The organism is Azospirillum brasilense (genome assembly GCF_022023855.1).
Classification (GTDB): Bacteria; Pseudomonadota; Alphaproteobacteria; order Azospirillales; family Azospirillaceae; genus Azospirillum; species Azospirillum brasilense_F.
This window is the reverse complement of the sequence record NZ_CP059450.1, coordinates 1,249,830-1,269,680: the sequence shown is the minus strand read 5'-3', so window position 1 is coordinate 1,269,680 and position 19,851 is coordinate 1,249,830. Positions and strand designations below refer to the sequence as shown.

Genomic DNA, 19,851 nt, shown 5'->3' with positions numbered 1-19,851 from the left:
CAGAGTTTTTTTAGGGTTGCTATGCCACCTCAACCAAAACGTCATAGTGAGGCGGCTTTGCAACAGCGACGAGTTGTCGCATGGACTGGAACTCTTACCGCGCTGGGGCCATGGAGGGTTGTGGGGACTGGGAAGGGACTTGCGCCAGGCAGTTCTGTACGATCGTGTAGCATTGGCCGAGTCGGCTTCCGCCGCTGGACGATCCGCCATAGACGATGCGCTCCACCGCGCCGTTACGCAGGGTAAAGGTCGCCTCGCAGTCGACGCTGGTCACGTCGTAGCCGTAGCCGCCCCATCCGCCGTAGGGATAGCCCCAGTAACCGCCGTAGCCACCCCAGGCCGGGTAGGAGATCAGACGGTTGCTGCGGTAGGTGAAGAATTCCAGGTCTCCGGCGGTGGCTTGGCGTTCGGGAACCCCGGCGCAGGACAACAGGGTCTGTTTCGGCATGCCGACCAATGCGTTCTGCGCGACCATCGCCTGATCGGCGGCCGGGTTGGCGCAGCCGCCCAGAAGGCTGGCGGCCAGAAAAACCGCAACGCAACCGATTCTCGTCATCGTTCCGCGCATCGCCGTGTCTCCCGTCAGGGGCGCCGCAGCCGGGCCGGCGCCAGATCCTCCACACGCACGCCGAGCGCCGCGATCTCCGCCGGCAACTCGCGTCCGGTGGCCAGGGCCGCTGCGGTGCGACCCATGGCCGGTGCCGTTTGGATGCCGTAGCCGCCCTGACCGGCCAGCCAGAAGAAGCCCGCCGCTGATTCGTCGTAGCCCACCACCATCACCTTGTCGGCGACGAAGCTGCGCAGGCCCGCCCATTTGTGCGTGATACGTCGAACGGAAAACCGTACCGCCTGTTCCATGCGGTCGATGGCGACGGCGATGTCCAACTCCTCCGGTTGAACGTCGCAGGGCTCCACGGGGGTCTCGTCGGCGGGGGAGAGCAGCAGCCGGCCGGATTCCGGCTTCATGTAGAACTGCTCGTCCACATCGATGGTCATCGGCCAGCCAGCGAGTCCCGCCGCGTCCGCCGCATCGCCGAACACAGGATCGAACGTGACGGCGGTGCGCCGCTTCGGCACCAGCCCGACGGGGCGCACCCCGGCCATCCCCGCCAGACCGTCGGCCCAGGCGCCCGCCGCGTTGACCAGAATCGGCGCGGTGAAAAGGCCCGCCGGGGTGGTGGCGATCCACAGCCCGTCGCGCCGCTCCAGCGCCGTCACCCCGGCGTCGGTCACCAGCCGTCCGCCACGCGCCTTCAGCCCGCGCAGATAGCCGCTGTGGATGGCGTGGACGTCCATGTCCATGGCCGTCGGTTCCCACACTGCGCCATCCACGTAATCGGCTTTGAGAAAAGGCGCTCGGGCAAGCGCCTGGGCGCGGTCGAGGCGCTCGACGGTCGGGGTCAGCCGGCGGCCTTCGGCAAAGTCGCGGTCCAGCGCAGCGCTTTGGTCGGCCCGCCCGATCAGCAGGACGCCGCGGGGAGTCAGAAGCGGGTGCTCGGAAAAGCCCTGCGGCGGGTTGGTGTAGAAATCCCAGCTCGCCACCGTCAGCGCACGGACCACCGGATGCCCGTAGGTCTGGGTGTAGAGCGCCGCCGAACGGCCGGTGGAGTGGTAGCCGGGCTGGCTCTCCCGCTCCAGCACCACGACGCTGCCGTGCGCCGCCAGCTCATAAGCCGCCGAGGCGCCGGCCATGCCACCGCCGACGATCAGAAAATCCACCCGTTCCACGTCCATTCTCCCTTTCCGGCGCCCGTGCCGGCCCTTCATCCGCCTTATCTTATGCGTCCGGGAGAGCGGAATGAAGCCGTGAAAGCCTGCGAAGGGGAATTGGAGCCGGTTACGCCGCCCCGCGCAATTCCTCGGCCTTCTGCAGGTCCACGCTGACGAGTTGCGACACGCCCCGCTCGACCATGGTCACGCCGAACAGCCGGTCCACGCGGGCCATGGTCAGCCGGTGGTGGGTGATGATGAGGAAGCGGGTGTTGCCCTCCCGCGCGATGTCCTCGACCAGATCGCAAAAGCGGCCGACATTGGCCTCGTCCAGCGGCGCGTCCACCTCGTCCAGCACACAGATCGGCGCGGGGTTGGAGCGGAAGACGGCAAACAGGAGCGACAGCGCGGTCAAGGCCTGCTCGCCTCCGGACAGCAGCGACAACACCTGCAGCTTCTTGCCCGGCGGGCTGGCGTAGATCTCCAGCCCGGCCTGCAGCGGGTCCTCGGCGTTGACCAGCTCCAGATGCGCCTTACCGCCGCCGAACAGGCGGATGAACAGCTCCTGGAAGTTGCGGTTCACCGTGTCGAAGGAGGCGACCAGACGCTCCCGCGCCTCGCGGTTCAGGCTGGCAATTCCCTGGCGCAGGCGGGCGATGGCGCTGACCAAATCCTCGCGCTCGGTTTGCAGCGTGCCGATCTGCGTCTCCAGCTCCGCCGCCTCGATCTCGGCACGCAGATTGACCGGCCCCATGTTCTCCCGCTCGCGGGTCAGCTTGTCGAGGCGCGATTCCACCACCGCCACGTCGGGCATCGCCTCGTCGGGAGGGAGGTCGGCGGCGGCGCGGGTCTGCTCGGGGCGGCAGTTGAGCCGCTCGGCGATGCGCTCCGTCAGGGTCTGGCCGTTCTGCAGCGCGGCGGAGACGGCGGCCTCGGCGTGGGCGCGGGCCTCGCGGGCGTCGGCCAAACCGGACTCGGCCTGCTTCAGCAGCTTCTCGGTCTCGGCCAGCCGGTTCTCGGCTTCGGCCAAGGCATCGGCGGCGCGCTTGCGGGCGCGCTCGGCCTCGCTGATCCGGCCGAGCAGGGCCTGCCGGTCGGCCTCGATCGCTGCTGGGCGGCTTTGCAACTGGGCGAGGTCGGTTTCGGCGGCGGCGGCGCGCTGCTTCAACTCGGCCACGCGTCCGCCCGCCCCAGCGGAGCGGGTGCCCCAGGAGGCCACGTCCTGCTGGATGGCGGCCAGACGCTGGCGGCGGGACTGCGCCTCGCGGGTCAGGCGGTCCAGCGCATTCTGTTTCTCGGCGAGGACGGCGCGGTGCTCGGCGAGCGTGGCGCGGCGGTCGTTGACGGCGTCGCGGCCCTCGCGCGGGTCGGGCAGGGCGTCCAGCAGCTCCCGCGCCTCCTCCAGAGCGGCCTCGGCCTCCTGCCGGTCGGTGTCCAGCCGCGCGATGCCATCGACCACCGCCGCCAGCTTCGACGCGGCGGCGTCCGCCTCGCGGGCCAGCTTGGCGTGGCGGTCGCGGGCGGCCGTCACCCCGGCGAAGGCGTCGCGCACCGCGTCGCGGGCGCGGCGGTCGGCCTGCGCAGCCTCCTCGACGGCGCGCCTGGCCTCGTCCAGGGCGTCGCGGGCGACCTCCAGCCGCTCGTCGGCGAGGTCCAACTCGCCGCGCAGCTCGTTCAGGCGGTTGCGCTGCTTCAGGCGGACGGCGGCGGCGGTCGGCGCTCCGGCCTGCACGGTCAGCCCGTCCCAGCGCCATGCCCCGCCATCGCGGCTGACCAGGGTCTGGCCGGGGGCGAGGCCGGCGGCAAGAGCCGCACCCGCCGTGTCGTCGGCGACCACGCCGATGTGCGACAGGGCGCGGGCGGCGGCGTCCGGTCCCTGGACGCGGGTGGCCAGCGATTCGGCCCCGGCGGGCAGGGGAGCGGTGGTGGGATAGGGCGGCAGAGGACGCCAGTGGACCGGGGCGGCCTCGTCCAGCGGGGCGGTCAGCGCATCGCCCAGCGCCGCGGCCAAGGCACCTTCGTATCCGGGGGCGACGGTCACCGCATCAACCAGCGGCGGGAACAGGTCGCCCGCTCCGGCGGAGAGAAGCTCGGCCAGCGCCCTTTCCTCCGCCTTCAACTTGGCGCGGGCGGATTCGGCGGTTTGCAGGGCTTCGCGGGCACGAGACTGGGCGGGTTCGGCGTCGGACTTGGTGCGCTCGGCCCGTTCGGCGGCCTCGCGGGCGTCCTCCAGCCGCTGTTCGGCCAGCTCGACGGCCAACTCGGACTCGGCCACATCGGCGCGGGCGGCGGTCTCGCGCTCCAGCGCGTCGCGCTGCGCCTGCTGCTCGGCGAGGCGCCTGACGAGCCCGGAGGCCCGTGTTTCAAAATCAGCGACCTGCCGCTGGGTGGCGGCGCGGCGCGCCTCGTCGGCGGCGGTCTGCTCGGTCAGGCGGGTCAACTCGCGGTCGAGCGCGTCCACCGCCTCCCGCGCATCGCCCAGCGCCTCACGCGCGGCCTCCTCCAGCATCTCCTCGTCGGCCTGGGCTTCCAGCAGCCGGTCGCGCTCGGCTTCCAGCCGGGCCAGGGCGTCCCCGGCGTCGGCGGCGAGCGCCTCCTCGCGGCCGAGGTCGCCGGCGATCTGCTGGAGGCGGGAGAGCAGGGCGCGCTGCTGCTCGGCGACGCGCTTCTCCTCGGCGTCGAGCTGCTCCTTGGCGATGACCAGCCGTTGCAGGGCGGCGGCGGCGGCCGCTTCGGCCTGGCGCTTTTCCGGCAGCCCGGCGGCGTCGTCGGTGCGGCGGGTGGTGAGTTGGGTGACCGTCAGCATCAGCTCCCGCACCACGCCCTCGGCCTTGGCGAAGGCGCCGCGGGCGCGGGCCAGCTCGCCTTCGTGGGCGATCCAGCGCAGATGCCAGAGCACGGCCTCCGCCTTGCGGATCTGCTCCGACAGGTTGCGGTAGCGGGCGGCCTGCCGCGCCTGCTTCTTCAAGCTCTGAAGCTGGGTGTCCATGGCCCCGATCACGTCGTCGAGGCGCATGAGGTTGGATTCGGCCGCCTTCAGCCGCAGCTCCGCCTCGTGCCGGCGGGAGTGCAGGCCGGTGATGCCCGCCGCCTCCTCCAGCAGCATGCGGCGGTCCTGCGGCTTGGCGTTGATGATCTGGCCGACCTTGCCCTGGCTGACCAGGGCCGGGGAGCCGGCGCCCGAGGCGTTGTCGGCGAAGAGGAGCTGGACGTCGCGGGCGCGCACCAGCTTGCCGTTGATGCGGTAGTCGGAGCCGTTGCCCCGCTCGATCCGCCGCGTCACCTCCAACTCGTCGTGCTCGTTGAAGCCGGCGGGGGCGGTGCGCGTGCGGTTGTCGATGAGGAGGGCGACCTCGCCCAGATTGCGCGCCGGACGATTGGCCGTGCCGCCGAAGATGACGTCGTCCATGTCGTCGCCGCGCATCCGCTTGGCGGAGGTTTCCCCCATCACCCAGCGCAGCGCCTCCACCAGATTCGACTTGCCGCAGCCGTTGGGGCCGACGATGCCGGTCATGCCCGGCTCGATCACCAGATCGGTGGCGTCGACGAACGACTTGAAGCCGGACAGGCGGAGGCGCGTGAAGTGCACGGGATCGAAGCCTTCTGCCCGGTCCTTACTTCACCAGCTTGTCGATGGCGGCGGCGAAGGTCTCGAAGGACTGCGCGCCGCTGATGGTGGCCGCGCCCTCGTTGAGGACGAAGGTCGGGGTGGCCTCCACCTTGTACTTGTCCTGGCCGACCAGACGGCTCTGCAGGATGCCGTCGGCCAGCGCCTGGTTGGCCATGCAGGCGTTGATGACCTGCTCGCTCATGCCGGCGAGCTTGCCGTACTGGGCCAGCGCCTTGACCGGGTCGGCGGCGCGGCTCCACTGGCCCTGGCTCTTGAACAGCACGTCGAGCAGCGGGTAGTAGCGCTCCGCCGGGGCGCAGCGGGCCAGCATGGAGGCGCGCAGAGCCGCCTGATCGAAGGGGAAGTCGCGGAAGATCAGCTTGGCCTTGCCGGTGTCGATGTAGGCTTCCTTGATCTTCGGCAGCGTCTCGGTGTGGAAGGCGGCGCAGTGCGGGCAGGTCATCGACGAATAGTCGAGGATCGTCACCGGCGCGTTGGGGTTGCCGAGCACCCGGTCGGCCAGCAGGTCGGCCGTGGAAGCGGCGGGAGCTTGCGCCGTCTGCACCGGCAGAGTCTGCCCGTTCGACGGCCGGGAGCCGACCACGGCGAGCCCGACGATCAGCGTCATGCCGACCGCGATCAGAGCAACGATGCCCAAAAGGTTGCGGTTCACTTTGGCCTCATCCCTACCAGATGTTGATGGTATAATCGAAACTCCCCTTTTGCGGCAAGAGTATGGCCCAGCCCGAGCCGGCTCCCGCCTCAAGGGGGCGCATGACGGCTAGCGGCGGCGTGGCGCCGGACGCGGGCGGGCCAGCAGCGACCGCCCGAAGCGCTCCAGCGTGGCCCGCAATTCCTCGTCCTCCACCGTGGCGGTGGTGGTCATCACCGACAGCTCCTCGTCCATGGTCAGGTCGCGCGGACGCACCGCCGGCTTCTGCACGGTCAGCGGGGCGGCGTGGATCAGCTTGATCTTCGCCACCGCGCGGTAGCCGAAGAAGCTGTTGATCCGCTCCACGATCTGCGGTTCCAGATGCTGGAGCTCCAGCGCGATGGCGCCCATGGCGCGGATGTGCAGGACGGCGTCCTCCCGCTTGCCGCGGGGAAAGCTCAGCTTGTCGGGGGCAGTGCGCAGGCTCAGCTGGTGGCCGACGATGGACGGCCAGTCGTTGATGAGCGAGCCGAAGGCCAGCCCGCGCTTGCCCAGCGCCTTTCCGGCCACCTCGGGGACGGTCTGGCCGATACGCCGCGGTCCGTTCATGTCAAGGCTTCCTGGTCGGGGCTTCCTGGTGATCGTCCGCGCACCCTAGCGCAAGCGGGCGGGACTTCGCCAGCGTGCCCGCTGGTGCCCCTTTATCGGCAGGCATGTTCGCCCTATGTCTTGCCGCCATGACGACGCCTCCGCACACCGCCCCGAAGAGTGCCCCCAGGGACGCCGCCCCACGGCTGCTTTCCTGGTACGATCACAACCGCCGCGACCTGCCCTGGCGCGCCAAGCCGGGGGAGGTCGCCGACCCCTACCGGGTCTGGCTGTCGGAGATCATGCTGCAACAGACCACGGTGCCCGCCGCCGCGCCTTACTTCCGCGCCTTCACGGAGCGTTGGCCGACGGTGCGCGACCTCGCGGCGGCGCCGCTGGACGACGTGCTGGTGGCCTGGGCCGGGCTCGGCTACTACGCGCGGGCGCGCAACCTGCACAAATGCGCGCAAGTGGTGGCGACGGAGCGGGCGGGGCGCTTCCCCGACAAGGAGGTGGCTCTGTTGGAGTTGCCGGGCATCGGCGCCTACACCGCGGCGGCGATCACCGCCATCGCCTTCGGCCACAAGGCGACGGTGGTGGACGGCAACGTGGAACGGGTGGTTTCCCGCGTCTTCGCGGTGGAGGAACCGCTTCCCGGCGTGAAGCCCAAGCTGCGCGCGTTGGCCGCTCTCCTGACGCCGGACGAGCGGCCCGGCGACTACGCCCAGGCGATGATGGATCTGGGCGCCACGGTCTGCACGCCGCGCAAGCCGAAATGCATGCTCTGTCCCTGGTCGGACTGGTGCGCCGCCCGCGCCGCCGGCATCCAGGAGCAGCTTCCGCGCAAAGCCGCCAAGGCGGACAAGCCGACCCGGCGCGGCGTCGCCTTCTGGCTGCTGAACCCGGAGGGGGCTGTGCTGCTGCGCCGCCGGGCGGAGGAGGGGCTGCTGGGCGGCATGACCGAGGTGCCCTCCACCCCCTGGGCCGGCCACGCGCCGACCGATGCGGAGATTACGGCGGCGGAGCCGCTGGATTTGTCCTGGCGCCGCCTTCCGGGCGTGGTCCGCCATACTTTCAGCCATTTTCACCTTGAACTTGAGGTCGTCGCGGCCAAGGCCGGCGACGGCTGGCGGATGGCCGAGGGGCTGTGGGTTCCGGTGGACCGGCTGGGCGGGCAGGCCCTCCCTTCCGTCATGATGAAGGTGGTGCGCCACGCCCTGGCTCACGCGTAAACGGGGCGCACGCGTAAACGGAAGGTGGACGGAGCGAGATGAGGCGGCGGACGATCCTGACCCTGCCGGCCTTTCTGGCCGGCGCGTGGCTTGCCGGACCCCTGCGGGCGGAGCCGCCCCTGCGGGCGGACCCCAAGGCGAAGAAGGTTCCGGCACCCGCCGGGCGTCGCGTCGCCCTGGAACTGGTTCTGGCGGTGGACGGGTCGGCCTCCATCACCGATGGGGATCTGGAGTTCCAGTTGCAGGGCCACGCCGCGGCCTTCCGCGATCCGGACGTCCGCGACGCGGTGGCCGCGGGTGGCGTTGCGGCGACCCTGGTGGTCTTCTCCGGCCCGCACAGCCTGCGCGTCCTGGTGCCCTGGACTCCGCTGACCAGCGCGGAGGAGGTGGCCGCCTTCGCGGACCGGATGGACAAGGCGCCACGCGGTTTCCAGGGGGACTCCACGGCGCTGGGCAGCGCCATTGAGGAGTCGGCGAAGCTGTTCGTCGGCAACGGATTCGACGCCGCGCGCAAAGTCATCGACATCGTGTCGAACGGCTTCTCCAACAGCGGACCGGACCCCGCGGGTGTCCGCGACCGTGTCGAGCGGCAGGGAATCACCATCAACGCCCTGGCCATTCTCGACGAGTTTCCGTGGCTGGAAGAGTACTACCAGGAGAATGTCGTCGGCGGCATGAATGGATTCGTGAAGACAGCGATGGACCGCAGCAGTTTCGTCGAAGCGCTTCGGCAAAAACTCATCCAGGAAATCGCCGCTCTTCCTGCACCGCGCTCAGTTATCGCCGCAGCTAATTTTTGAGCATGGCCGCTCCACGGCGCTGAATTTTGGAAAATCGTCTGGAGGAATGAGGCCGGATCGAGCTACTTTACCGTTGCTTGCAAAAATCCATTCATGCGCTTCGCCAAAGGTGTCTTTTCTTGCGGGCGGCATCCTGGGCGATTCGCTGGAACGGTGGGATGGACAATCAAAAGCCGGTGGGGCTGGGCGACATCGCAGTGGCGGACATCGTGGCGGCGGCGGGCACGGCGGTCACCGGGAGCGCCGTCGCCCATGGCGCGGCTCCCCCTCCCAACGAGCCCTCTGGCGATGTTCCAACGGTTGGGGCGATCAAACGCTCCGGGGGCAAGCCCCGTCTGCAGGCTGTGGCGATGATGCTGGCCGCCGCCGTGGTCCTGGTGCTGGGGACTCTGACGGTGGTGGTTGGGTCGGCCTTCCTCGGCATCGTCGGCATCGCGGAGGAGGCGCGCAACGTCACTATGCCGCGCGCCGGCGCGCAGCACCGCGACGCCCTGACCGCCGCCGAGCTGCGCCGGCTGGCCGAAGTGATCCTCAACAGCCGGGACCACGCCCGCCGCGCCGCCGCCCTGGACGAGGCGGAGGCATTGGCCAGCCGGTTCGCCCTGGTGGTCGATGCCGATGTCTTGGACAAGCTCGACCGCGCGCTGAGCGCCGTGCGGCGCAGCAACCATCGCGCCGACCTGATCGACTCGCTGTCCGCCAGCATCCGCGAGCTGTTGGCCGGCGTCGACGACGCGCTGGCCGGCGCCACCGCGCTGCTGGCGGAGCCGGACAAGGTGGTCCAGGACTATGCCTTCCTCAGCAACCTGTACCATCTGCGCCGGCTCTACGGGCAGGCGGCGGCCTGCGAAACGGCGGAGCAGCTCGCGCTGCTGGACAGCGAGGTCATGGGGCTGCTGCGCAACCAGCAAGCCTTGCTGGACAGCCTCTCCAGCATGAGGACGGGGCCGGCGGTCCAACCCAACCGGCTTGCCATCCTTCTGGACCGGTTCGCGGCGGCGCGCACGGTGATCGACCTGCAACGCGGGCGCCTGTCCGTGCTGGCGCAGGTTCGGCAGGACGGTGACCTCGTCTATCGTCAACTGAGAACGCTGGCCGACAGCCTGTCCAGCGACGCCGCCGTGACCACCCTGCTGATGACGGACCGCATCGTCGCGGACGGTTGGCGCGGGTTGTGGACGGGAGTGGCGGGGATCGCTGCGGCCATCCTGCTGTTGGGCATCGTGACGGTGCTGCTGCGCCGCCATGTGGTGGCTCCGGTGCTGCGCGTCAGCGACACGCTGCACGCCTTGCAGAAGAGCCCGCAGAGGGTAACCCTGCCGCCGGCCTCGCTGGAGGAATTCGACCGCATCGGCAATGCGGTGGGACGGTTTGCTGAGGCGATCGGCGCGCTGCACCGCCAGTCCGCGGCTTTGCGGGCGAGCGAAGGGCGGCTGAACGTCATTCTGCAGTCTTCGCCCTTTCCCATCGTTATCGCACGGGGCAGCGATGGGCGCATCCTGTTCGCGAACGCCTCCGCCGCGGAGCTTCTGGAAACCACGGGCACCGCCCTGCTGGAGCGCGCGATGCCGGATTTCCTGGAGGCTTCGGCCGATTGGCAGGGATTCACCGATGGCGTGTTCCGCCGCGGACGGCGGCCGGATGTCGAGACGCGGCTGAGAACCGCCGAAGGGCGTCCCTTCTGGGGGGTGTTGTCGGTGATGGCGATGGATCACGACGGTGTGGAATCGCTCTTCGTGACTCTTCACGACATCTCCGCTCGCAAATACGCCGAAAAGGCGCTGGTCGCCGCGAAGGAGGAGGCGGAGCGCGCGCTGCGCGACCTCCGGAGGACCCAAAGGAGCCTCGTCCAGGCGGAGAAGCTGGCGTCGCTGGGGGCACTGGTGGCCGGAGTGGCGCACGAGATCAACACGCCTGTGGGAATCGGCGTGACCGCCGCCAGCCATCTTGCCGAGCAGGCGCGTCAGTTCAGGGCCGGCTTGGCGGATGGCCAGCTGCGCCGCCGCGACCTGGAGGAGTTCGTGGACCGGATCGAGGAGGGGGCCTCCATCGTCCTGGGCAATCTGGAGCGCGCCTGCGCGCTGGTGCAGAGCTTCAAGCAGGTGGCCGTGGACCAGACGTCGGAGGCGCGGCGGCCGTTCGAACTGCGCGGCTATCTGGACGGCGTGCTCGGCAGTCTGGCCCCGCAGCTGAAAGGCACCGGGCATCGGGTGACGCTGGACTGTCCGGATGGGTTGATCATGGACAGCTATCCGGGCGCCCTGTCGCAGGTCGTGTCGAATCTGATCATCAACGCGCTGTTGCACGCCTTCCGGCCCGACGTGCCGGGGACCATTGCCATCGCCGCTGGCACCGGCGGTCCCTCCTCCGCCGGCGCGGGGAGCGTCGTGCTGGACGTCGCCGACGATGGCCGCGGCATCCCGCAGGACCAGATCGAGCGTATTTTCGAGCCTTTCTTCACCACGCGACGCGCCGAAGGCGGCAGCGGGCTCGGCCTGCACATCGTCTACAACATCGTCACGGGTACGCTCGGCGGGCGCATCGCCGTGGCGTCGCAACCGGGGTCCGGCTGCTGCTTCACCATCCATTTGCCGCTGACCGCGTCACCCATGGCGCCGCCCGCCGTCACCGCCGGCCGCGTGACGGTGGAGGAGACGGAACCCGCCTGACGGGTCAGGCGCGGGCGCGTTCGATCTCGACGCCGACGCTGGCGGCGTCCGGGAACACGTCCAGCTTCTCCACCCGCACCTTGACGCTGGCGATCCGCTCGTCGGACAGGCAGCGCTCGGCGATCCGTTCGGCCAGCGTTTCGATCAGGGTGACGTGGCCCTGGCTGACCAACCCCTTCACCACCGCCGCCATGTCCTCGCCGGTGATGCCGGAGGCGGTGACGTCCAGGTCGAGACTCAGGCGGATGCGCTGCGGCTTGATCCGCTCGTGGGCATAGACGCCGATCAGCGCGTCCATGACCAGATCGCGCACGAAGCAACGGGTGGAAAGCGCCGCCGGGGCCGAACGGGGGGCCGGAGCGGTGACGGTGGCGAAGAGCTTGTTCATGGCGCACACGCCTATCACGCCGTCCCCGTCCTGCCAAGGCATGCGGGCGGCGCTCGATGAAGGGCTCCAATGCCGAACTTGCGGGAACGGGGCGGCGTGAACGGCCGCTCCGCCTCCAGTCCGGCGCCGGGGATCAGGCGGAGGCTTCGGAACGGATGCGCTCGCGCAGCACGTCGATGGGACGCAGGTCGCCGCCGTCCTCATAGTGCCAGAAGGTCCAGCCGTTGCAGGCCGGTAGCCCGGCCATGGCGGCCCCCACCTGATGAATCGAGCCACGATGCTCGCCGCGCGGGCCGGCCCCGATCAACGTGCCGTCGGCGCGCACGCGGGCGACAACGCGGCGGCGCAGGTCGAACAGCGACGTGCCGGGGCGCAGCAGGCCGCGCTCCACCACCCAACCGAAGGGGATGCGCGGGGCCGACCGCTTCGGCGGCGTGTCCAGAACGGCGGCGTCGGGCGCCTCCTCCACCGCCTCGATGCGGGCGGTGGCCGCCTTGGCGTAGGTCGGGTCGCGCTCCAGCCCGATCCAGTTGCGGCCGAGCCGCTTCGCCACCGCACCCGTGGTGCCGGTGCCGAAGAAGGGATCCAGAACCGTGTCACCGGGGCGGGAGGATGACAGGATGACGCGGTAGAGAAGCGATTCCGGCTTCTGCGTCGGGTGGGCCTTGCGGCCGTCCTCGTCGCGCAGGCGCTCCGCGCCGTTGCAGATCGGCAGCAGCCAGTCGCTGCGCATCTGCAGGTCGTCGTTCAGCGCCTTCATGGCGTCGTAGTTGAAGCGGTAGCGGGCGTCCTTCTCGCGCGAGGCCCAGATCATGGTCTCATGCGCGTTGGCGAAGCGCGTGCCGCGGAAGTTCGGCATCGGGTTGGTCTTGCGCCACACGATGTCGTTCAGAATCCAGAAGCCCAGATTCTGCAGCGTGGCGCCGACACGGAAGATGTTGTGGTAGCTGCCGATGACCCACAGCGATCCCTCGGGCTTCAGGATGCGGCGGGCCGCGGCGAGCCAGTCCCGCGTGAAGCGGTCGTAGGTCTCGAAATCCTCGAACTTGTCCCAGTCCTCCTCCACTCCTTCGACACGGGAGTGGTTCGGGCGCAAGAGTTCGCCCCCCAGCTGGAGGTTATAAGGCGGATCGGCAAAGACAAGGTCTACCGATTCAGCCGGCATTTCATTCATGAGGGCGATGCAATCGCCCACGAGAATTTTGTTCAGGGGGAGCATTGACGAAACCAAAACAGCGAATCAGTCGTTGGGACAATGATTCGCCGCCGAGTCGCCGTCAACTGATTTCTTATCCCGGAATCGCGGCGGTCAGCCGGCCCGCTCGATTTGGGCGCGGACTGGTGCAAAAGAGACTCGGTGGTGGGGCGTCACGCCGTGGCGGCGCAGCGCCTCCAGATGCTCCGGCGTCGGGTAGCCAGCGTTGCGGTCCCAGCCATACTGCGGGTGAAGCTCCGCCAGCCGCATCATCTCGCGGTCGCGCGCCACCTTGGCGACGATGGAGGCGGCCGCGATCGACTGGCTGCGCCCGTCGCCCTTGACGATGGCCTCCATCAGACAGGACAGGTCGGGCTTGAACTTGCCGTCGATCAGCGCGACGGCGGGCGGCTCGCCGGGCAGCGCCTCGTAGGCGCGTTTCATGGCCAGCAGCGTGGCCTTGTGGATGTTGAGGGCGTCGATCTCCGCCGCGGACGCCTCGGCGAGCGCGACGGCCAGGGCGTGGGCGCGGATCTCCGGCTCCAGCGCCTCGCGGGCGCGCAGGCTCAGCGCCTTGCTGTCGTTGATGGCACGGGCCAGCGCGTCGGGCAGACCGCCCGCCGGCAGCACCACGGCGGCGGTGACCACGGGGCCGGCGAGCGGGCCGCGCCCCACCTCGTCGATTCCGCAGACCAGCCGCCCCTGGCCCAGCGCGGTTTCGAAGGACAGGTCGGGCTGCGGGCGGGGAACTTTCGGGCGGGCGGTTTTGACGCGGACGGCTTTGGTGGTGGTCTTGGACGTCATGGAGAGTCGGTTCTTGCGGGTTCGGCGTGGTGGGGCAGGAGCCGTCCGCCGGACAGCTGTTCGATGTAGATGCGCGTCAGCGAGCGCAGGATGGGCGGCATCGTCTCGATGGCTTTGGCGAACTGGTCCTTGCGGATGATTTCGCAGACCGTGGCCTCCAGCGCAACGACGGTGGCGGCGCGCGGCCGGTTGGCGAGGAGAGCCAATTCCCCGAAGATGCGTCCCGGCCCCAGCACGCCCAGGTCGGCGCCGTCGCGCTGCACGCCGACCGAGCCGGACTGGATCAGGTAGGCCGCCGTTCCGGCGTCCCCCTGGCGGAAGAAGCTGTGGCCGCGGCGGAACATGCGGCGGTCCGCCACCGTGGCGAAGGAATCGGAGGAGCGGATGGCGGCGCCCCCTTCCTGCCGTTCGGGCTGGGACAGGCCGTAGCTGCGGCGGATCGCGGCGACGAGGCTTTCCAGCAGGTAGGAGGCCAGCGGCGGGCAGCGGCCGCGCAGCGCACGGAAGGTGCCGCGCGACAGTTCCACCGCCTCGACGGCGGTCAGGGCGCGCACCGTGGCGCTGCGCAGCCCGTCGTCCAGCAGCGCCATTTCCCCGACGATGGCGTTGGCGCCGACGGTGCCCAGGCGGCGCGGACCGTCCAGACCGTCCAGCAGAATCTCCAATTCGCCGGACTGGATCAGCCACGCGCTGTCCCCGGCCTCGCCCTGGCGGATCAGCACGGTGTCGGCGGCGATGCGCCGCGTGGGAAGGTCGGGGGCGTTTCTGGTCATCACCGGTTCCATCGCTCCGGGCCGGCGCTCCGGGCCGGGCGCTTATGTTCTGTACAGGTTAGCGCGAATGCCAGTCCGGTTCAGGCGAATTTCCCGTGGCCAATATTGTGGTGGCGGTGACGCTTGGCGGAGGGCGCCGGCTGCGCTATGCATGGCGCCCTCAAATCGAGAGGCCGGAAGTCATGACCACCACCGCCACCACCGAATGCCCCTGCCGCTCCGGCAAGCCCCTGGATGCCTGCTGCGGCCCTTATCTGGACGGCAGCGCGCCGGCGCCCACCGCCGAAGCCTTGATGCGGTCGCGTTATTCGGCCTTCGCCTGCGGGAAGATCGACTATCTGCAGGAGACGCTGCTGCCGGAGACCCGCGAGGACTTCGACCGTAAGGAGATCGAGACCTGGGCCGCCAACAGCCAGTGGACCGGCCTCGAGGTCCGCAGCACCGAGGCCGGCGGGGCGCAGGACGAGGACGGCGTGGTCGAGTTCGTCGCCCACTTCACCATGAACGGCAAGCCGCAGAAGCATCACGAGACCAGCCGCTTCACCAAGCGGGACGGCCGCTGGTACTATGTGGACGGCACTCTGGGCGCCCGCCCGCGCAGCGGCCCCAAGGTCGGCCGGAACGATCCCTGCCCCTGCGGCAGCGGCAAGAAGCACAAGAAGTGCTGCGGGTCGGTCTGACGGTCCAGTTCTGATAGGGCGGTCTTGAGCGCCCGGACTTGACCGGTAATCCGCCGATTCTCGCAGCAATTGCGATATTTTTGGTCGCCCGGTGACCGCCGGGCGGCCTTCGGCTGGGTTTTTGCCGAATCTTTCTTTCCGGCGCGCGCGATCTCAATTGAAAAGCGCGGCGGAACGGATCATCTTCGGAGGGCCATGTTCCGCCTGTTGGGGCATGGCCTATCACGACAGATGAGACCACGTATGTTCGACCGTCCGCAGCGCAACAGCTTCCGCGCTCCCGAGATCACCCAGCGCAACATCCGCGCCACCGTCAAGTGGTTCAACGCGACGAAGGGCTTCGGCTTCGTCACGCCCGAAGACGGCTCGCCGGATGCCTTCCTGCATTCCACGGTTCTGCAGTTCTGCGGACACGACAGCCTGCCCGAGGGTGCCACCATCACCTGTGACCTGTCCCGCGGCCCGAAGGGCCCGCAGGTCGCCACCATCCACGACGTCGACACCTCGACCGCCAGTGAGTCCCCGCGCCCGGCGGCGCGCGCTCCGCGCGGCGACAGCTACGGCGGCGGTTACGGTGGCGGCGGCAGCTACGGCGGCAGCAGCTACGGCGGCGGCGCCGGCGGCGCCGAGGAGACGGTCGACGGCACCGTGAAGTGGTTCAACGTGTCCAAGGGCTTCGGCTTCATCGCCCCGTCCACCGGCGGCAAGGACATTTTCATCCACATCCGCGCTCTGGAGCGCTCGGGCCTGGACGTGCTCGCCGACGGCGAGCAGGTGCGGGTGACCGTCCGCCAGGGCGTCAAGGGTCCGGAAGCGCAGCGCGTCGAAGTGGTCTGACGTCGAACAGCCGGGTTTGAGGGGGCGGGGCGGACCCATCCCCTCACGTCCGGTCGCGGAAGCAGCACCATTTCCCCCGCCGTCGCGATCCGCCAACACGGTTCGAGACGGTGAGTGGGGCACAACAAAAAAGCCCTCCGTTCCACTGGAACGGAGGGCTTTTTTGTTGGGTCTCGCCGAGGAGAGTGGCTTTTCCTTATGGCCGCCCGATCAGCGTGCCCATCAGGCGGGTGCGGATGGCGGCGACGGCGCAGTCCAGCGGGCGGTCGGCGTCCGGCTTCGACGGGGCGGCGGCCACGTCCGGGCACAGGTCCTCGATCCGCCAGGCGCGCGGCGGCGGCGGCGGAGTGGCGTGCGGGTCGCAGGTCGCCGGGTCGGGATGCGTTTCCTCGCTGTTGTCGTTGGCCGGCTTGATCTCCAGGTTCGGCGACACGCCGAAGCAGTCGACCAGTCCGCCGGACGGGCGGAAATAGCGTGCGGTGGTCAGGCGAATACCGATGTCGCCGGACAGCGATGAGATGGTCTGCACCGAGCCCTTGCCATAGCTGCGCGTGCCGAACAGCAGCGCCCGGCTGTGGTCCTGAAGGGCGCCGGCCACGATCTCCGACGCCGAGGCCGATCCGCTGTTGACCAGCAGGACGATGGGCAACCCGGCCAGCAGATCGCCCGGCGTGCCGGTGTAGCGGCGGTTCTCGTCCGGATCGCGGCCGCGCACCGACACGATGTCCACCGCCTCCAGGAAGCGGTCGGCGACGTTGACAGCCTGGTCGAGCAGGCCGCCGGGGTTGTTGCGCAGATCCAGCACCGCCCCGGCCAGCCGGCCATGGGCCTGCCGGCGCATCTCCTCCACCGCCTCATCCAGCGCGTGGGAGGTCTGCTGGTTGAAGGCGGCGATGCGGATGTAGGCGACGTCGCCCTCCAGCCGGTAGCGCACGGGCTGGATCTTCACGATGGCGCGGGTCAGCGACACGCGGAAGGGAGCGTCGGGACCGCTGTTCCCGCTGTTCCCGCCGTTGCGCCGCATGGTCAAGGCGACCGAGGTGCCGACCGGGCCGCGCATGCGGGCCACCGCGTCGCGCAGGTTCATGCCCTTGACCTGCGCCTCGTCGATCCGGGCGATCAGGTCGCCGGTGCGCAGTCCGGCGCGGGCGGCGGGGGAGCCGTCGATGGGCGACACGACGCGGATCAGGCCGCTGTCCTCGTCCATCGTCACTTCGATGCCCAGCCCGCCGAACTCGCCCTGGGTCTGCTCCCGCATGTAGCGGAAATGCTCCGAGTCGAGAAAGGCCGAATAGGGATCGAGGGAGGTCAGCATCGCGTCCAGCGCCGCTTCGGTGAGCGTCCGGTCGGTTGCCCCCGGTTCCTCCTTCTTCTTCTTCTGAAGGCCGGCGACGGCCTTTTCGACCAGAACCTGCGGCGTGCCCGGCTTCACATGTTCGGCCAACACGCGGCGCAGGACATCGGAGAAGAGGAGATAGTTGCGGTCCGCCGGGGAGGGGAGGGTGGAGGTGCCCTTGGCTTTTGCGAATTCCTGCCGGTAATGCTCCAGCGCGATGCTGGTGTCGGCGCGGGAAGCGGGCACCACCGCGCAGGCGGGTCCCATCGCCACCATCAGCAGCAACAGCGCCGCCAGCAGTTTCGCCATCCTGCGCCCCTCTTGACTGACCGGCCCGGCCGGCGGAATCAAAGCCATCAACGCGACTGCAAGCCTTACTGTACCAGGGGTTTCGCCTGCCGGACGCCCAAGGCCGGTGCATCTGTGCTTTCGTACGGCGGAGCATGGCCTCTCGGCCGGTCCCGCCGGTCGTCCATTCGCAACCTAGCACGTTGACCAGGCAATCTCAAATCCTGCCCCCTGGTGCCGCGGGGCCCGTTGCCTCGCCCAGGATAGGATATGTGTCTCTGCCCTCCGCGCCGCCACTCTCCGGGCGAGGGAGGGCGGCGGCGCGGGGATTCTACGCCTTAATAGGCACCTTTTCCGCTGAGCATCACGCCGACCGTGCGCAGCAGGATGCGGAAGTCGCCCCAGAAGCTCCAGCCCAGCAGATAGGCGGTGTCGAGCTGGACGCGCCGGCCATAGTCCACGTCGTTGCGGCCGCTGACCTGCCACAGCCCGGTCAGGCCGGGACGGCAGCGCGTGTAGAAGGGGAAGCAGACGTGATAGCGCGCCACCTCCTCCTGCACGATGGGGCGCGGGCCGACCAGACTCATATCGCCGGTCAGGACGTTGAAGAGCTGCGGCAACTCGTCCAGGCTGGTGCGGCGCAGGAAACGGCCGATCCAGGTGATGCGGGGATCGTTGCGCAGCTTGCGCGTGGCCTCCCATTCGGCGCGGGCCTCCGGATCGGATTCGATCAGCTTCTCGAAGACCTCCGGTGCGTTGACGACCATGGAGCGGAACTTCCAGCAGGTGAAGTCCCGGCCCTCCGTCCCGATGCGCCGGTGGCCGAAAACCGCGGGGCCGCCGTCCAGCGTGATGAGGAGCCCGACGATCAGCATCAACGGTCCGAAGAACAGGATCAGCCCGACCGCCCCCACGAGGTCGAAGGCCCGTTTCACCCGGTTGCGGTGCAGCGGTGCCGTGGCCGGCAAGCGCGCGACCAGCTCCGCGGCGGACGCCGTGCCGGCGAGCGTCGCCGGCTCCAGCGGTGCAGCACCCAACTGGATGGACTGCGGAATACCCATCGATCCCCCGTACTCACAATTCGGCTGGCGGAAACACGACCGCCTTCCGGGGGAGGCAACGCGTGAGGCGCGTCCGGGGTCCCCCGGCTGGGCCGATCCGCCACAGTTCCATTGCGGTACGCCGGGTGGCGTGAGCGAAGCCGACGGGGTGCCTCTTTCGGCGCAAGCGGAGGCTCAGCAGATGCGGGGAAGCTGCTCGCCAGACAGCCAATCGACGATGCGCTTGCCGCCGAAGCGCGTCTCCATCTGCACGAAGCGGTGGGAGTCCTCGACCACCGTGCCGATGACCGCGGCATCGACCCCCAGCGGATGGGCGCGCATGGCCGCCAGCAGGCGCGCGGCATCCTCCGCCGCGCAGATGGCGATCAGCTTGCCTTCGTTGGCGACGTAGAGCGGATCGAGCCCCAGGAGTTCGCAGGCGGCTGCGACCTCCGCCTTCAGCGGGATGTCGGCCTCGCGCAGCAGCATGCCGACTCCCGACTGGTAGGCGATCTCGTTCAGCGTCGTTGCCAACCCGCCGCGGGTCGGGTCGCGCAGGACATGCACGTCCGGCACCGCCGCGACCATGCCGGCGACCAGCCCGTGCAGCGCGGCGCTGTCCGACCGGATGTCCGTCTCGAAACTCAGATTCTCGCGGGTGGACATGATGGCGACGCCGTGGTCGCCCATGGTGCCGCTGACCAGGATCGCGTCGCCGGGCCGCGCCCGCTCGCCGGACGGGGCGACGCCGGGCGGTACCACGCCGATGCCGGTGGTGGTGATGAAGACGCCGTCGCCCTTGCCGCGCTCCACAACCTTGGTGTCACCGGTCACGATGGACACGCCGGCCTCACGCGCGGCGTGGGCCATGCTGTCCACCAGCCGCTTCAGGTCGGCCAGCGGGAAGCCTTCCTCCAGGATGAAGCCGGCGGTCAGATAGAGCGGCACCGCCCCGGCCATGGCGACGTCGTTCACCGTGCCGTGCACGGCCAGCGAGCCGATGTCGCCACCGGGAAAGAACAGGGGCGAGACAACGAAGCCGTCGGTCGTCACCACCATCCGTCCGGCGGGCGGGTCGAAGGCCGCCTGGTCGTTGCCCTGGTCGAGCAGCGGGTTGGCGAAGGCGGCGGCGAACAGTTCCCGCACCAGCTGGGCCATGGCCTTGCCGCCGGATCCGTGGCTCATGTCCACGGTGCCGCGGGCGAGGTCGAGCTTGCGGGTGAAGAGACGGCGGTCGGTCATGGCGGGG

At 69.6% G+C, this 19,851-nt stretch carries 17 protein-coding genes; 5 read left to right on the top strand and 12 right to left on the bottom strand.

Translation table 11 applies throughout. The features are described 5' to 3' along the window. Positions 1-94: 94 nt before the first annotated feature. From H1Q64_RS19240 to H1Q64_RS19220, 5 genes are all read right to left on the bottom strand, one after another. Complete coding sequence (locus tag H1Q64_RS19240) at positions 95-568, bottom strand: hypothetical protein (protein ID WP_237905189.1); 474 nt, start codon at positions 566-568, stop codon at positions 95-97. Positions 569-582: 14 nt separating this feature from the next. After that, positions 583-1,734 carry an NAD(P)/FAD-dependent oxidoreductase gene (locus tag H1Q64_RS19235; RefSeq protein WP_330874540.1) on the bottom strand — a complete coding sequence of 384 codons (1,152 nt, stop codon included), beginning with the start codon at positions 1,732-1,734 and terminating at the stop codon, positions 583-585. 103 nt (positions 1,735-1,837) lie between these two features. Continuing rightward, positions 1,838-5,299 carry a chromosome segregation SMC family protein gene (locus tag H1Q64_RS19230; protein ID WP_237905188.1) on the bottom strand — a complete coding sequence of 1,154 codons (3,462 nt, stop codon included), beginning with the start codon at positions 5,297-5,299 and terminating at the stop codon, positions 1,838-1,840. Between the two features lie 25 nt (positions 5,300-5,324). Then, the gene (locus H1Q64_RS19225) at positions 5,325-5,993 is read right to left on the bottom strand and encodes a DsbA family protein (RefSeq protein WP_237905187.1); all 669 of its coding nucleotides are present in this window, start codon (positions 5,991-5,993) and stop codon (positions 5,325-5,327) included. A 108-nt stretch (positions 5,994-6,101) separates the two neighbouring features. Further along, positions 6,102-6,581 (bottom strand): DUF721 domain-containing protein, encoded by a 480-nt coding sequence (locus tag H1Q64_RS19220; RefSeq protein ID WP_145672598.1) that lies wholly within the window; start codon positions 6,579-6,581, stop codon positions 6,102-6,104. Between the two features lie 128 nt (positions 6,582-6,709). On the opposite strand from H1Q64_RS19220, the gene mutY reads away from it, so the two are divergent. From mutY to H1Q64_RS19205, 3 genes are all read left to right on the top strand, one after another. Further along, positions 6,710-7,792 carry an A/G-specific adenine glycosylase gene (gene mutY / locus H1Q64_RS19215; protein ID WP_237905186.1) on the top strand — a complete coding sequence of 361 codons (1,083 nt, stop codon included), beginning with the start codon at positions 6,710-6,712 and terminating at the stop codon, positions 7,790-7,792. Between the two features lie 38 nt (positions 7,793-7,830). After that, the gene (locus tag H1Q64_RS19210; protein ID WP_237905185.1) at positions 7,831-8,592 is read left to right on the top strand and encodes a DUF1194 domain-containing protein; all 762 of its coding nucleotides are present in this window, start codon (positions 7,831-7,833) and stop codon (positions 8,590-8,592) included. A 158-nt stretch (positions 8,593-8,750) separates the two neighbouring features. Beyond that, complete coding sequence (locus H1Q64_RS19205) at positions 8,751-11,261, top strand: sensor histidine kinase (protein ID WP_237905184.1); 2,511 nt, start codon at positions 8,751-8,753, stop codon at positions 11,259-11,261. 4 nt (positions 11,262-11,265) lie between these two features. Here the strand turns inward: H1Q64_RS19205 and H1Q64_RS19200 are convergent, their stop codons facing one another. The 4 genes from H1Q64_RS19200 to H1Q64_RS19185 all read right to left on the bottom strand — a co-directional run bounded on the left by H1Q64_RS19200 (position 11,266) and on the right by H1Q64_RS19185 (position 14,421). After that, on the bottom strand, positions 11,266-11,649 hold the full coding sequence (locus tag H1Q64_RS19200; RefSeq protein WP_237905183.1) for a dihydroneopterin aldolase: 384 nt from the start codon (positions 11,647-11,649) through the stop codon (positions 11,266-11,268). Positions 11,650-11,782: 133 nt separating this feature from the next. Next, positions 11,783-12,868 (bottom strand): site-specific DNA-methyltransferase, encoded by a 1,086-nt coding sequence (locus tag H1Q64_RS19195; RefSeq protein ID WP_145627156.1) that lies wholly within the window; start codon positions 12,866-12,868, stop codon positions 11,783-11,785. Positions 12,869-12,958: 90 nt separating this feature from the next. After that, on the bottom strand, positions 12,959-13,648 hold the full coding sequence (locus H1Q64_RS19190) for a ribonuclease HII (RefSeq protein ID WP_237905182.1): 690 nt from the start codon (positions 13,646-13,648) through the stop codon (positions 12,959-12,961). After that, positions 13,645-14,421, bottom strand: coding sequence for a cyclic nucleotide-binding domain-containing protein (locus H1Q64_RS19185; protein WP_237905181.1), 777 nt, complete (start codon positions 14,419-14,421; stop codon positions 13,645-13,647). The genes H1Q64_RS19190 and H1Q64_RS19185 overlap by 4 nt, the downstream gene beginning before the upstream one ends. A 182-nt stretch (positions 14,422-14,603) precedes the next feature. Between H1Q64_RS19185 and H1Q64_RS19180 the strand changes: the two genes are divergently transcribed. Beyond that, positions 14,604-15,101: a YchJ family protein gene (locus H1Q64_RS19180; protein WP_237905180.1), complete on the top strand. Its 498-nt coding sequence runs from the start codon at positions 14,604-14,606 to the stop codon at positions 15,099-15,101. A gap of 243 nt (positions 15,102-15,344) precedes the next feature. Next, positions 15,345-15,938 (top strand): cold-shock protein, encoded by a 594-nt coding sequence (locus H1Q64_RS19175; protein ID WP_237905179.1) that lies wholly within the window; start codon positions 15,345-15,347, stop codon positions 15,936-15,938. Between the two features lie 196 nt (positions 15,939-16,134). On the opposite strand, the gene H1Q64_RS19170 is transcribed toward H1Q64_RS19175, so the two are convergent. From H1Q64_RS19170 to hypE, 3 genes are all read right to left on the bottom strand, one after another. Further along, complete coding sequence (locus H1Q64_RS19170) at positions 16,135-17,583, bottom strand: S41 family peptidase (RefSeq protein WP_237905178.1); 1,449 nt, start codon at positions 17,581-17,583, stop codon at positions 16,135-16,137. A 317-nt stretch (positions 17,584-17,900) separates the two neighbouring features. After that, entirely contained in the window at positions 17,901-18,623 is a 723-nt protein-coding gene (locus H1Q64_RS19165; RefSeq protein ID WP_237905177.1) for a sugar transferase, read from the bottom strand. Between the two features lie 174 nt (positions 18,624-18,797). Continuing rightward, on the bottom strand, positions 18,798-19,844 hold the full coding sequence (gene hypE, locus H1Q64_RS19160; RefSeq protein ID WP_237905176.1) for a hydrogenase expression/formation protein HypE: 1,047 nt from the start codon (positions 19,842-19,844) through the stop codon (positions 18,798-18,800). Positions 19,845-19,851: the final 7 nt, after the last annotated feature.

Excerpts from the sequence above, each read along its gene's own strand:
- H1Q64_RS19190 (WP_237905182.1), bottom strand. The coding sequence starts at position 13,648 with ATGACGTCCAAGACCACCACCAAAGCCGTCCGCGTCAAAACCGCCCGC.
- H1Q64_RS19170 (WP_237905178.1), bottom strand. The coding sequence starts at position 17,583 with ATGGCGAAACTGCTGGCGGCGCTGTTGCTGCTGATGGTGGCGATGGGA.
- H1Q64_RS19180 (WP_237905180.1), top strand. The coding sequence starts at position 14,604 with ATGACCACCACCGCCACCACCGAATGCCCCTGCCGCTCCGGCAAGCCC.
- H1Q64_RS19185 (WP_237905181.1), bottom strand. The coding sequence starts at position 14,421 with ATGACCAGAAACGCCCCCGACCTTCCCACGCGGCGCATCGCCGCCGAC.
- H1Q64_RS19240 (WP_237905189.1), bottom strand. The coding sequence starts at position 568 with ATGCGCGGAACGATGACGAGAATCGGTTGCGTTGCGGTTTTTCTGGCC.
- H1Q64_RS19235 (WP_330874540.1), bottom strand. The coding sequence starts at position 1,734 with ATGGACGTGGAACGGGTGGATTTTCTGATCGTCGGCGGTGGCATGGCC.
- hypE (WP_237905176.1), bottom strand. The coding sequence starts at position 19,844 with ATGACCGACCGCCGTCTCTTCACCCGCAAGCTCGACCTCGCCCGCGGC.
- H1Q64_RS19205 (WP_237905184.1), top strand. The coding sequence starts at position 8,751 with ATGGACAATCAAAAGCCGGTGGGGCTGGGCGACATCGCAGTGGCGGAC.
- H1Q64_RS19200 (WP_237905183.1), bottom strand. The coding sequence starts at position 11,649 with ATGAACAAGCTCTTCGCCACCGTCACCGCTCCGGCCCCCCGTTCGGCC.
- H1Q64_RS19210 (WP_237905185.1), top strand. The coding sequence starts at position 7,831 with ATGAGGCGGCGGACGATCCTGACCCTGCCGGCCTTTCTGGCCGGCGCG.
- H1Q64_RS19165 (WP_237905177.1), bottom strand. The coding sequence starts at position 18,623 with ATGGGTATTCCGCAGTCCATCCAGTTGGGTGCTGCACCGCTGGAGCCG.
- mutY (WP_237905186.1), top strand. The coding sequence starts at position 6,710 with ATGACGACGCCTCCGCACACCGCCCCGAAGAGTGCCCCCAGGGACGCC.
- H1Q64_RS19195 (WP_145627156.1), bottom strand. The coding sequence starts at position 12,868 with ATGCTCCCCCTGAACAAAATTCTCGTGGGCGATTGCATCGCCCTCATG.
- H1Q64_RS19220 (WP_145672598.1), bottom strand. The coding sequence starts at position 6,581 with ATGAACGGACCGCGGCGTATCGGCCAGACCGTCCCCGAGGTGGCCGGA.
- H1Q64_RS19175 (WP_237905179.1), top strand. The coding sequence starts at position 15,345 with ATGTTCGACCGTCCGCAGCGCAACAGCTTCCGCGCTCCCGAGATCACC.